This window comes from Anaeromyxobacter terrae (assembly GCF_022690685.1).
GTDB classification, from domain to species: domain Bacteria; phylum Myxococcota; class Myxococcia; order Myxococcales; family Anaeromyxobacteraceae; genus Anaeromyxobacter; species Anaeromyxobacter terrae.
This window is the reverse complement of the sequence record NZ_JALCYY010000029.1, coordinates 1-12,183: the sequence shown is the minus strand read 5'-3', so window position 1 is coordinate 12,183 and position 12,183 is coordinate 1. Positions and strand designations below refer to the sequence as shown.

Annotated in this window: 8 protein-coding genes and 1 pseudogene; all 9 read left to right on the top strand. The window is 74.5% G+C overall.

What is annotated here, in order from left to right; genetic code table 11:
* Nucleotides 1-323 precede the first annotated feature (323 nt).
* Nucleotides 324-1,181 (top strand): acetyl-CoA carboxylase, carboxyltransferase subunit beta, encoded by an 858-nt coding sequence (gene accD / locus MNY62_RS14095; protein WP_242344814.1) that lies wholly within the window; start codon nt 324-326, stop codon nt 1,179-1,181.
* A gap of 61 nt (nt 1,182-1,242) precedes the next feature.
* Nucleotides 1,243-2,454: a bifunctional folylpolyglutamate synthase/dihydrofolate synthase gene (locus MNY62_RS14090; RefSeq protein WP_242344813.1), complete on the top strand. Its 1,212-nt coding sequence runs from the start codon at nt 1,243-1,245 to the stop codon at nt 2,452-2,454.
* A gap of 91 nt (nt 2,455-2,545) precedes the next feature.
* Entirely contained in the window at nt 2,546-4,027 is a 1,482-nt protein-coding gene (locus tag MNY62_RS14085) for an AMIN domain-containing protein (RefSeq protein ID WP_242344812.1), read from the top strand.
* Between the two features lie 41 nt (nt 4,028-4,068).
* Nucleotides 4,069-6,552, top strand: coding sequence for an LPS-assembly protein LptD (locus MNY62_RS14080; protein ID WP_242344811.1), 2,484 nt, complete (start codon nt 4,069-4,071; stop codon nt 6,550-6,552).
* 75 nt (nt 6,553-6,627) lie between these two features.
* Nucleotides 6,628-7,269 (top strand): TetR/AcrR family transcriptional regulator, encoded by a 642-nt coding sequence (locus MNY62_RS14075; RefSeq protein ID WP_242344810.1) that lies wholly within the window; start codon nt 6,628-6,630, stop codon nt 7,267-7,269.
* A gap of 215 nt (nt 7,270-7,484) precedes the next feature.
* Nucleotides 7,485-9,071: a phosphoglycerate dehydrogenase gene (gene serA / locus MNY62_RS14070; RefSeq protein ID WP_242344809.1), complete on the top strand. Its 1,587-nt coding sequence runs from the start codon at nt 7,485-7,487 to the stop codon at nt 9,069-9,071.
* A gap of 245 nt (nt 9,072-9,316) precedes the next feature.
* A complete protein-coding gene (hisZ, locus tag MNY62_RS14065) occupies nt 9,317-10,345 on the top strand; it encodes an ATP phosphoribosyltransferase regulatory subunit (RefSeq protein WP_242344808.1) in 1,029 nt (342 codons plus the stop codon).
* A gap of 92 nt (nt 10,346-10,437) precedes the next feature.
* A complete protein-coding gene (locus tag MNY62_RS14060) occupies nt 10,438-11,733 on the top strand; it encodes an adenylosuccinate synthase (protein WP_242344807.1) in 1,296 nt (431 codons plus the stop codon).
* 71 nt (nt 11,734-11,804) lie between these two features.
* Nucleotides 11,805-12,183 (top strand): annotated as a pseudogene (locus tag MNY62_RS14055) (hypothetical protein); the annotation flags it as partial.

The window sequence follows — 12,183 nt, the reverse complement described above, 5'->3', positions numbered from 1 at the left end:
GACGGAGCGACGTCCGCAAGCCGCTCCCGCTGCGGGCGAACGTCGGCCGGCGCGCGCGTGGCGCGCGTCGTGGCCGCGCCGGGGGCGCGGGCTCCCGGTCGCCTAGAGCGCGACCGCGAGGAGCAGGAGGGCGGCGAGGAGGACGGTGGTGAGGCGCATCGGGGAGCGGCTTTCGCTCGGAGTGCTGGCGGGCATCGTAGCGGAGCGATCCGTCATCGCCAGTTTCCGGCCGCGTTTCTGCCGCGCCGCGTCGCGGGGCGTTCGTTGACACTGGCGCGTGAGGTCGGCTAAGCACCACTTCCTTCCGAGGTCACCCACCGCAAATGCCCTGGTTCTCCAAGCAGAAGAAGGTGAAGGCGAGGGAATCGACCCCCGCTGCCCCGCCGCCGCCGCCCGCCAAGGGCGAGGGCATCTGGCACAAGTGCGAGGGCTGCGAGAACGTGGTCGCGCGCGCGGAGCTCGAGCGCGAGTGGAACGTCTGCCCCTCGTGCGGCCAGCACGAGGCGCTGCCGATCCGCCGCCGGTTCGAGCTCGTGCTCGACCCCGGCTCGTTCGAGGAGCTCGACGCCGATCTCACCCCGCAGGACCCGCTCGGCTTCGTCGACGCGAAGAAGTACCGCGACCGGCTGAAGGGCACCTACAAGAACACCGGGCTGCGGGACGCCTTCATCTCGGGGGTGGGCTCGATCGCCGGGCAGCAGGTGTCGATCGGCTCGTTCGCCTTCGAGTTCATGGGCGGCTCGATGGGCTCGGTCGTCGGCGAGAAGGTGACGCGCGTCTTCGACCGCGCCTACGAGCGCCGCCTGCCGGCGATCGTCTTCAGCTCGACCGGCGGCGCCCGGATGCAGGAGGGCATCTTCTCCCTCATGCAGATGGCGAAGACCTCGGCGGCGCTCCACCGCTTCCGTGCCGTCAGGAAGCCCTACGTGTCCGTGATGCTCCACCCGACCACGGGCGGCGTCGCGGCGAGCTTCGCCTGGCTCGGGGACGTCGTCATCGCCGAGCCGAAGGCCCTCATCGGCTTCGCCGGGCCGCGCGTCATCGAGCAGACCATCCGCGAGAAGCTGCCGCCGGGCTTCCAGCGCAGCGAGTTCCTCCTCGAGCACGGGATGATCGACGCCATCGTGCACCGCCACGATCTGCGCGATCGCCTCGGGCAGCTCCTGTCGCTCCTCGGCTGAGCCGCGCGCGAGCGGCCGCGCCCGGCCCGGCGCGGCCCCGCGCCGGGCACTACACACCGCCATGGCCGATCCCCACGCCTACCTCGCCGGGCTGCAGCCGCTCGCGATGCGCTTCGGGCTCGAGCGGATGCACCGCGCGCTCGACGCGCTCGGCCATCCGGAGCGCGCCTACCCCGTGCTGCACGTCGGCGGCACGAACGGGAAGGGATCCACCTGCGCGATGGCCGCCGCCGCCCTCGAGGACGCGGGCCACAGGGTCGGGCTCTACACCTCGCCTCACCTCGTCCGCTTCAACGAGCGGATCCAGGTGGCGAGCGCGCCCATCGGCGACGGCGACCTCGCCTCGGTGATCGACGAGATCCGCCGCGCCTGCCCGTGGCACGACGCGGGCGGGGAGGGCGACCGGCTCACCTACTTCGAGTTCGCGACGCTCGCGGGCCTCCTCCACTTCGAACACGTGGGCGTCGGCGCCGCGGTCGTCGAGGTGGGGCTCGGCGGCCGCTTCGACGCGACGAACGCGATCGTCCCGCGCGTCACCGCGATCGCGGCGATCGGCCTCGACCACACCCAGCTCCTCGGCGACACGGTCGAGCAGATCGCCTTCGAGAAGGCCGGAATCTTCAAGCCGGGCGTGCCCGCGGTGGTGCACGGGCGACAGCCACCCGCGGCGCTCGAGGCGCTGCGGGCCGAGGCCGCCCGGCGCGGCGCGCCGTTCGTCGTCGCCCCGCCCGATTACGCCGGGGCGATCGCGCTCTCCGGGCCACACCAGCGCGGGAACGCCGCGCTCGCCCGGGCGGCGCTGGCCGAGCTCGCGCGCAGCGGGGTCGCGCTTTCGGACGAGGCGATCGTCCGCGGCATCGCGACCGCGCGCTGGCCGGGGCGGCTCGAGGAGATCTCGGGCGTGCTGCTCGACGGGGCGCACAACCCGGATGGCGCGGCCGCCCTCGCCGCCGCGCTCCGGACGATGCACCCCGGCCGCCCGGTCGAGCTCGTGTTCGGCGTGCTCGCCGACAAGGACCACGCGCGCATGCTCGAGGCGCTCGCCCCGGCCGCGCGGGCGCTGCACGTCGTGACGCCTGCGTCGCCCCGGGCCCGCCCCGCGCCCGAGGTCGCGGAGGCGGCGCGCCGCCTCGGTGCGCGGGCGGACGTGCACGCCTCGGTCGTCGAGGCGATCGACTGCGCGCGAAGGGCGGCGGCGCCGGACGGCGTCGTGTGCGTCGCCGGCTCGCTCTACCTCGTGGGCGAGGCGCGCGGCCTCCTCGCGCCCAGGTAGTCAGATATCGCATTGGAACGCCTGGGCTTTTTTTGAGGGGCCGCCCGGTCGCATGCTATCCTGCCGGCCGACCTCTCTGGGGAGCCCACGCATGCGTCCTCGCCACCTCGTCGCGCTCGTCCTCGCCTTCGCGGGCAGCGCCCGCGCCGCGGGCGGCCTCAACGTCGTCACCGCCGTCGAGGTGAAGGACGAGGGGGACGCGGTCGTGCTCCAGGTGAAGGGCTCGAAGCCGCCGAACTTCACGACCTTCTCGATGGCCGATCCGCCCCGCTTCGTGATCGACCTCTCCGAGGCGCGCTTCCAGGGCGTCCCGGAGGACGTCGTCGTCCGGAACGGCGTCGTGAACCTCGTGAAGAACCTGTCCTACGGCTCCGAGGCGACCTCGATCGCCCGCATCATGGTGGCGTTCCAGCTCGACGTGGATCCCCCCGACGTGCGGGCGGAGGGGAGCACGCTCGTCGTGAGGGTTGCGAAGCCGGCGGGTGCGGCGCCGGCCGTCGCGGCGGACCCAGGCGCACGGGCGCGCGAGGCGGAGGAGGCGAAGGCGCGCGCCGAGGCCGAGAAGAAGGCGCAGGCGGAGGCCGAGGCCCGTGCCGCGGCCGAGAAGAAGGCGCAGGCGGAGGCCGAGGCCCGTGCCGCGGCCGAGAAGAAGGCGCGGGCCGAGGCCGAGAAGGCCGAGACCGCCGCCGCGGAGAAGAAGGCGGCCGCCGCCGAGGCGGACCAGGCGAGCGCAGCCGCGGCCGAGCAGGCGCGCGCGGACGCGGAGGCGAAGGCCGCCGCCGACTCCCGCGCGGCGTACGAGAAGGAACGGCAGGAGGCGGTCGCGAAGGCCGAGGCCGAGGCGCAGGCCCGGGCCCGTGAACAGGCGGACTCGCGCGCGGCCGAGGGCAGCGCTCGCGCGGAGGCGGAGCGCAGGGCGCAGGAGGAGGCGGACGCGCGCGCAGCCGCCGAGGCTCGGGCGGCCGCGGAGCGCGAGCTCGCCGCTGCGAACGGCAAGCCGGCCGCGCTCGACGAGGCGCCCGCGCCGGAGCGGTCGCCGGCCGCCGCGGAGCGCGCCACTCCGGAGCCGGCCCCGGCGATGGCCGAGGCGTCCACGGACGCCTCCGCGGCGCGGCTCGACGTGGGCGCGCCGCGAGCACAGCTCCGCGAGGTCGGGTTCCGCCAGCTCCCCGGCGCCTCCCGCGTCTTCGTTCGCACGAGCGTGACGCCCCGGTTCTCCGTCCAGGACGTCGGCGAGAACGTGATCCGGGTCGAGCTCGAGAACACGCGCGCGACGCGCCGGAACGATCTGCGCCACCTCGACACGTCGTTCTTCTCGTCCGCGGTCGCGGTGGTCACCCCCGCGCGCCGCGGCTCGAGCTACGTCCTCGACATCAAGCTGCGCGAGCGCGTCCCGTACCAGCAGCGGATCGAGGGCGACATGCTCGCCATCGACTTCGAGCGGCCCGCCGCTCCGACGTCGCTGCCGGTCGCCGGGCCCGCCGGGGCCGCGCCCGCCGAGGGCGCCGAGGCCGACCCCGTCCCGGCCGCGCTCGAGGGCGAGGCGCCGGCAGCGGCCCCTGCCGCGAATTGACGCGACAGCGACGGCGCGCTGCGTAGAATCGCGCCCTCGCCGTGCGCCGCGTCCCGCTCCTCATCGCCATCGCGCTCGTCGCGCGCCTCGCCGCCGCCCAGGCGCCGGCGGCCGCTGCGCGTCGGGGCGCTCTCCCCGAGGGCGACATCCACGTCGACGCCGGGACCGTCACCTACGACGCTTCCACCGGGAGCTTCCTCGTCGAGGACGGTGCGGTGCTGCGCCGGGGCACGGTCGTCCTGCGCGCCCGGACCGCCCGGTACGACCCCGAGACGAGCGAGGTCGTCGCGACGGGCGGCGTGCTCCTCACGGACGCCACGCGCGCGGTCGCTGCGGAAGGGGTCACCGCCGTGCTGGGCGGCCCGTTCGAGGCGCAGAACGTCGTCGCGTTCCTGAAGACGGGCCCGGTGGAGCTCGGCGGGGCCGAGTCCATCGACGCGGCGCGCGGGATGGGCCCGAACCGGCTCGCGTTCTCGGGCACATCGCTCCGGGGCGACCCATCCGGACGCCTGAAGCTCTCTGGCGCCCGGCTCACGCTCTGCGACTGCGGGCCGGGGCGCGCGCCCTCCTGGGAGATCCGCGCGGGGAACGCCGACATCATCCCGGGCAAGCGCGCCACGCTCTCGTGGCCCGTCCTGTACGTCACGCCCCGGTTCCTCTTCGTCGACCACCCGGTGCCGGTGCTCCCGCTGCCCTGGCTCTACCTTCCGCTCGGGGATCGGCAGACGGGGCTCCTGCTTCCGCAGCTCGTGTCGAGCGGCGCCACCCGCTTCGCCGTCGATCTCCCCCTGTTCGTCACGCTGGGGCGGAGCGCCGACCTCACCTTCACGCCGGGCTATGCCTTCGGGCAGGGCAGCGCCGCCGTCGCCAAGGGCGCCGCCTCGGTGCGCGGGCCGACCGCGCGACTCGAGGGACGGTGGGCACCCGCGGTGGGGACTCAGGGCCGCGCCGAGCTGACCTGGCTCCGCGACCTCGACGCCGAGACGAACGGCGAGTCCGGAAACCGTTACGCGCTGTCCCTCGGGCACGCGGAGCGCTTCTCCGACCGCACCTCGCTCCGCGCGGACATCGCGCTCTACGGCGACCCGCTCCTCCCGCGCGACTTCTCGACGGACATCCTCGCGCGCGGCACGAGCTACCGGCGATCCGACGTGATCGCCGAGCACGCCCGAGACGCGCTCGTGCTGGAAGCGGGCGCGTCCTACCTGCAGCCGCTCCTCGTCTCGCCGGAGGGGTACGGGCTCTTCGGACGGGACGTCGACGAGCTGCACCGCTGGCCGTGGGCCTCGGCGACCCTCCTGCCGACTTTCCTCGGGCCGCTGCGGCTGGAGGGAAGGGCGGGGGCGACGCGCTTCGCCCCGGCCGCGTCGCTCGACGGCGGGAGCCTCCGCGGTCTGGTGGCGGACGGCAGTCCGGGCGGTACGCCGTACGAGGTCCCGCGTCCGTCCGGCGTCGATCGGGTGCTGCGACCCGGCGCCTCTCGCGGTGACCTGAGGCTCGAGATCGCCGCGCCGCTCCTCGTGGGGAACGCGGTCGTGCTCGAGCCGTTCGTCCGGGGTGCCGCGCTCGGCTACACCTTCGAGGACGGGATGGACCCCGCGGCGCAGGCCTGGGGCATCGCGGGCACGCGCCTGGAGACGACCATCGGCCGCGCGTTCGGTGCGATCCAGCACCGGGTGACGCCGTGGGTGGAGTGGCGGATCGGGAGCGAGGCGGCGGGGAGCGCCGATCTTCCCGCTGCGTACGACGCGCTCGATCGGGTCGAGCGCTCGTCCGTGGTGTCGCCCCCGGGGGCGGTCCAGCTCCCGCTGCCCATCCTGTCCGCCACGCCGCGCGGCCGCTTCCAGCAGCTCCGCGCCGCGGTCGATACGCGCCTCTCGCTGCGCGGAGCCGATCTGCTTCGGCTCGAGCTCGGCCAGGACTACGATCTCGAAGCCGACCGCTTCGGGGAGACCTTCGCGACTGGCGCGCTGCGCACCGGGCGGTTCAGCGCGGACGCCTCGGCGCGATTCCTCGCCATCGACGACCGGCACGAGCCCGTGCCCGTCACCGGCACGCCGCGGCTGCCGTCCTCGCCGCTCGATCGCTTCACGGAGCTTCGCGCCTGGACGTCCCTCTCCGATCGTCGCGGGGACGCGCTGCGCCTCGGGATCCTCTCCATCGGACGAGGCGCCTCCGGCACGCTCGTCGCCGGCCTCGATCCGCTCTTCGATCTCCGCCCCGCGCCCCTCGAGGCGGTGCCCCTGGGCAACGCCGGCGTCACGGCCCGGCTGGGCGGCGCGACGGCGACCTACGACGTGCTGTTCCCCAGCCGGCGCGTGATACGCCAGTGCTCCGGCGAGTCGCCGCGCGAGGTCTCTGCGCTGCACGTCCAGCAGCAGGTCGCCACGTTCGCCTGGCAGTCGCCCTGCCGCTGCTTCAGGGTGGCCGCCGTCGTCACCCTGGACGACTGCGGGACGGTCACTCCCAAGGCGATGATCGATTTGTCCCCGGTGGGGTCGACGATCGCGGGTGCGAGTCGGTAGACTCTCGCCCCCCGAGCGCCTCGTCCGGCGTTTGCGGGGGTTGCGATACGTGAACCTCGACTGGAGAATCGACGGGTGAGCCGGACCCGAACACCGCCGCATGCCGCGCGGAACGCCGAGGGGAATGAGCCCGAGAAGCGCCGCGCCATCCTTCACGCCGCGGTGCGCGTCTTCGCCGAGAAGGGCTACCACGGCTGCCGCATCGCCGACGTGGCGCGGGCGGCGAACGTCGCGTACGGGCTCGTGTATCACTACTTCCGGAACAAGGAAGAGCTGCTCGAGAGCGTCTTCGCGGAGCAGTGGGCGATCCTCGTCAACGCCATCCGCGCCATCGACGAGGGGCCCGGCTCCGCGGCGGACAAGATCGCGGCGATCTTCGGGTTCGTCTTCGACGTGTACAAGGCGGCCCCCGCCGCGGTGCGGGTCCTCATCCTGGAGGTGACGCGGACGCCCCAGGGGCTCCGCGCCGGCTCGACCCGAGAGACCTTCGATCTCGCCGTCAACCTGGTCGCCGACGTGGTCCGTCAGGGGCAGCGGGCGGACGAGTTCCGGACGGACCTCGATCCGGTGATCGCCGCGACCGGCCTCCTCGGTGCCCTCGAGCTCGCGGTGTCGGGGATGGTGGTCGGCGTCGTTCCTGCGGGGGATGAGGACGCGATCGACCGCGCAAAGCGCGACATCGTCGAGCTCGTCTGCGGCGGACTGCGGCGGCGATAGCCTCCGCCCGAGCCCGCTCGGCGCCAGATCGACGCTGAGCGCCCCGCCGGGAGCTTTTGCCGGGCGGGGCCCCCGAACAGAATCCCTTCCCCTCATGCCGCGCTGCGGCGTGGCGGGACGCCGTCCGGATCCCCGGACGGCGTGCTCGTGGCTTTCGCCGGCGCGCGTGGCGCTGCCGGGAACCCGGCCCTGCGGGGCCGAGCAAGGGTGGAGTGATGGCGGCGCGCGTGCTCGTGTCGGACGACCTCTCGCCGGAGGCCGTGAGGATCCTCCAGGGCGCGGGGCTCGAGGTGGACGTGAAGGTCGGGCTCAAGCCCGACCAGCTCGAGCAGATCATCGGCGAATACGACGGGCTCGCGGTGCGGAGCGCGACCAAGGTGACCGCGCGCCTCCTCGAGAAGGCCGCCCGGCTCAAGGTGATCGGTCGCGCCGGGGTGGGCGTCGACAACGTGGACCTCGAGGCGGCCACCCGGCGAGGGGTGGTCGTCATGAACACCCCCGGGGGCTCGTCGATCACGGTGGCCGAGCTCGCGCTGACCATGATCCTGGCGCTCTCGCGGCACGTCGCGGCCGCCACGGCGAGCGTGAAGGGCGGCAAGTGGGAGAAGAAGCGGTTCCAGGGCCACGAGCTCGCCGGCAGGACCCTCGGCGTCGTGGGCATCGGGAACATCGGCTCGGTCCTCGTCGAGCGCGCCCTGGCGATGCGGATGCGCGTCGTGGCCTTCGATCCGTTCATCTCGCCCGAGGCGGCCGCCAAGCTCGGCGCGTCTCTCGTGGACCTCGACACGCTCTGGCGCGAGGCGGACGTCGTCTCGGTCCACGTCCCGCTCACCGAGAAGACCCGGAACCTCGTCGACGCAGCGGCCCTCGCGAAGATGAAGCAGGGCGCGATCCTGGTGAACTGCGCCCGGGGCGGGATCGTGGACGAGCGGGCGCTCGCCGAGGCGGTGCGCTCCGGGCACCTCGCCGGCGCGGGGCTCGACGTGCTCGAGCAGGAGCCGCCGCCCGCCGATCACCCGCTGCTCGCGCTGGAGAACGTGCTCCTCACGCCCCACATCGGCGCCTCCACCGAGGAGGCGCAGTCGGCGGTGGCGATCGCGGTCGCGGAGCAGCTCGCGGACTACCTCGTGCGCGGGGTCGTGCGGAACGCGGTGAACGCGCCGGGGCTGCCGCCGGAGGTGATGGAGCAGCTCGCGCCTTACCTGCCGCTCGCGGAGAAGCTCGGCGCGCTCGCCGCGCAGATCGCGCCGCAGGGCCCGACGGAGGTCGCGGTGGAGGTCGCGGGCGAGCTCGCCGCGGTGCCGCTCCGTCCCCTCGTCGCGCGCGCGCTCGTGGGTATCCTGCGGCCGTTCCTCGATACGCCGGTGAACGAGGTGAGCGCGCCGGCGATCGCGCGAGAGCGCGGGCTCGCGGTGCGGGAGACGCGCTCGGCCGAGCCGCACGACTACGCGAGCCTCGTGACCGTGACCGTCCGCGGCGCGGGCGGCGAGGCCCAGGTCGCCGGGACGGTGTACGGGAAGCGGGACGCGCGCATCGTGCGGGTGAACGCGTTCCGGGTCGAGGCGGTGCCGGACGGGCAGGTGATCCTCTGCGAGAACGACGACGCGCCGGGCGTCTTCGGGAGCCTCGGCACGACGCTCGGCGCCGCGGGCGTGAACATCGCGCGCATCTCGCTGTCCCGCGTCGAGGACCGCTCTCGGGCGTTCGCCTTCCTGAACGTGGACTCCGCGCCGCCGCCCGAGCTCCTCGAGAAGCTGCGCCGCCTACCGCACGTCCGCTCGGTCCAGGCGATCGCGCTCTAGCCAGAGCTCGGCGCCCAAGTGGTCCCGGACCGAGGGCGCTGCGCATTCGCGCGCCGTCAGCCCGGAGGAGCGCGCGCCGATGCCGGGGTACGAGCCGCGCCCGGCGGTGCCCGGGGAGATCCCGCGCGGCGAGGATCCGTATCACCATCAGCGATTAGCGCGCGCGAGGCCGGGGCTGTCCGCGCGAGCAGCCGCGGTCCGATCCCCTTTCGCAGCCGGGCGGGGGCGAGATAGAGTCGCGCGCGATGCTCGACCTCTCCCTCCCGTCCGGCCTGCGCGATCTCCTCCCCGATCACTCTGCGCACCTGGCGGAGCTGTCCGCGAAGCTCCAGGAGGTGTTCTCGCGGTTCGGCTACCGGCGCCTGTTCCTGCCCACGCTCGAGCGGCTCGACGTGGTGGAGCGCGGGCTCTCGGCCGCGGCGCTCGCGGACGTCATGAAGTTCGTCGAGCCCGGCTCGGGAGAGGTCGTCGCGATCCGGCCCGACATCACCCCGCAGATCGCGCGGCTCTACGCGGCGCGCCCGGACGCGCTGCCGTCGCCGGCGCGGCTCTGCTACGACGGTCCGGTGCTGCGCGCCCGCGAGGCGCGGGCGGGGCGGCCGCGCGAGGTGTACCAGGCCGGCGTCGAGCTGCTCGGGGCGGGCGGGCCGTCGGCCGATGCGGAGGCGCTCGTGGTGCTGGCGCGCGCGCTCGAGCGGGTCGGCCTCGGCGCCGCGGTGCTGGAGGTCGGTCACGCGCGCTTCGCCCACGCGGTCATCGACGCGGCAGGGCTCGCGCCGAAGGGGCGCGCCGCGGCGTGGGAGGCGCTGTCGCGCAAGGACGAGGACGCGCTCGCGGCGCTCGCGAGGAAGGCGCGCGGCGAGGCTGGCGCCCGCGCTGCGCTCCCGGAGCTCGCGACGCTCTACGGCGACGGCGCGCTCACCCGCGCCCGCAAGCTCGTCCGGGAGGTCCCCGGCGCCGGCACGGCGCTCGGCCAGGTCGAGGCGGCGCTCAAGATCGCCCGGCGCCGCGGCGTCAAGGACGTCTCGGTGGACCTCGGCGAGACGCGCGGTCTCGGGTACTACACCGGCGTCACCTTCGCCGGCTACGCGCCGGGGGCGGGGAGCGCCGTCGCGGCGGGCGGCCGATACGACGAGCTCCTCGCGCGATTCGGCCGGCCAGGACCCGCGATCGGCTTCGCCGTCGACCTCGAGTTCGCGACCCAGGCGCTGGAGCGCGCGAACGGCCGGACGGGCAAGCGCACCGCGCGGTCCGGCCGCAGCCGTCCGCGCTAGCGGATCCCGGTCCGCCCTGGTATCGTGCCGCACCTGCGTGGCGCTGCGACCTCGAGTTGCGCGCGCCGGAAGTCCACCCAGGGAGCCTTCAAATGCCGAACGTGGTCGTCGTCGGAGCCCAGTGGGGCGACGAGGGCAAGGGAAAGATCGTCGATCTCCTCACCGAGCACGCGGACGTGGTGGTCCGCTTCCAGGGGGGGAACAACGCCGGACACACGCTGGTGGTGAACGGCGAGAAGACGGTCCTCCACCTCATCCCCGCGGGCATCCTCCACCCCGGCAAGTCGTGCGTCATCGGGAACGGCGTCGTCTTCGACCCCGAGGTGTTCGTCATGGAGGTCGACCGGCTGAAGAGCCGGAACGCGCTCGCCGACGACGCCCAGCTCGTGGTGTCGCTCGACGCGCACGTGATCATGCCGTGGCACAAGGCGATCGACATCGCGCGCGAGCAGGCGATGGGCGCCGGCAAGATCGGCACGACGGGCCGCGGCATCGGGCCGACGTACGAGGACAAGGTCGCGCGCCGCGGCCTGCGGATCCGGGACCTCCTCGACGCCGGGCGGCTCGAGCGCAAGGTGAAGGAGCGGCTGCCGGCGGCGCGCGAGGAGCTGCGCCGGCTCGGCGCGACGCCCGATCTCGACGAGGCGGCGATCGTCGCCCGCTACGCGGAGCTCGGCCGCCGGGTCGCGCGCTACGCCGCGGACGTGTCCCTCTGGCTGCACCGCGCGCTGCAGAACGGCAAGCAGCTCCTGTTCGAGGGCGCCCAGGGGACGATGCTCGACGTCGACCACGGGACGTACCCGTTCGTCACGAGCTCGAACACCGTCGCGGGGAACGCGGTGGTGGGGTGCGGTCTCGGCCCGACCGCGGTCGACTACGTCCTCGGGATCTCCAAGGCGTACTCGACGCGCGTCGGCGGCGGCCCTTACCCGAGCGAGCTGAAGGACGAGACCGGCGAGCGGCTGCGCAAGATCGGCGGCGAGTTCGGCGCGACCACCGGCCGTCCCCGCCGCACCGGCTGGCTCGACGTCCTCGCCCTGCGCTATGCCGCCCGCGTGAATGGGCTGCACGGCATCGCGATGACGAAGCTCGACGTGCTCACCGGGTTCGACACGGTGAAGATCGCCGTCGGCTACCGCGTCGACGGCAAGGTGCTCGACGAGATGCCGTCGGATCCGGAGCTGCTCGAGCGCGCCGAGGCGATCTACGAGGAGCTGCCGGGCTGGAGCGAGAAGCTCGACCACCTGCGCAGCTGGGACGATCTGCCGCCCCGCGCGCGCACGTACGTGAAGCGCGTGGAAGAGCTGGTCGGCGTGCCGGTGGTCGGCCTCTCCGTGGGCGCCGACCGCGGGCAGACGATCCTGCTCGTGAACCCGTTCCGCGCGTAGGCGGAAAAGTGCGAGAGCCGCGTCGTGCGCCGCCTTCGCCGCGGCGCGGCCTCGGGCGTATCATGCGCGCCATGCGCGCTCTCGCCCTCGCCGCACTGCTCCAGGCCATCCCCGCGCTCGCGCAGACGGCGCCCGAGGCGACGCCCGCGAGCGCTCCGCGGCCAGCCGCACAGAGCGGAAGGGCGAACCCCGCGCCCGCGCCTTCGACGGCACCGGCGCGTGCGGTGACGGTCGCGACTCCGACTGCGGCCCCGACCGCGCCCGCGACCCCGACCGCGCCCGCGACCCCGACCGCGCCCGCGACCCCGACCGCGCCCGCGACCCCGACCGCGACCTCGACCGCGACCCCGACCGCGACCCCGCCCGCGACCCCGACCCCGACCCCGACCCCGACCGCGACCGCGACCGCGACCGCGACCCCGCCCGCGACCCCGACCCCGACCGCGACCG

Coding starts and splice junctions, on each gene's coding strand:
- accD (WP_242344814.1), top strand. CDS start 324: ATGCCCTGGTTCTCCAAGCAGAAGAAGGTGAAGGCGAGGGAATCGACC.
- MNY62_RS14090 (WP_242344813.1), top strand. CDS start 1,243: ATGGCCGATCCCCACGCCTACCTCGCCGGGCTGCAGCCGCTCGCGATG.
- MNY62_RS14085 (WP_242344812.1), top strand. CDS start 2,546: ATGCGTCCTCGCCACCTCGTCGCGCTCGTCCTCGCCTTCGCGGGCAGC.
- serA (WP_242344809.1), top strand. CDS start 7,485: ATGGCGGCGCGCGTGCTCGTGTCGGACGACCTCTCGCCGGAGGCCGTG.
- hisZ (WP_242344808.1), top strand. CDS start 9,317: ATGCTCGACCTCTCCCTCCCGTCCGGCCTGCGCGATCTCCTCCCCGAT.
- MNY62_RS14060 (WP_242344807.1), top strand. CDS start 10,438: ATGCCGAACGTGGTCGTCGTCGGAGCCCAGTGGGGCGACGAGGGCAAG.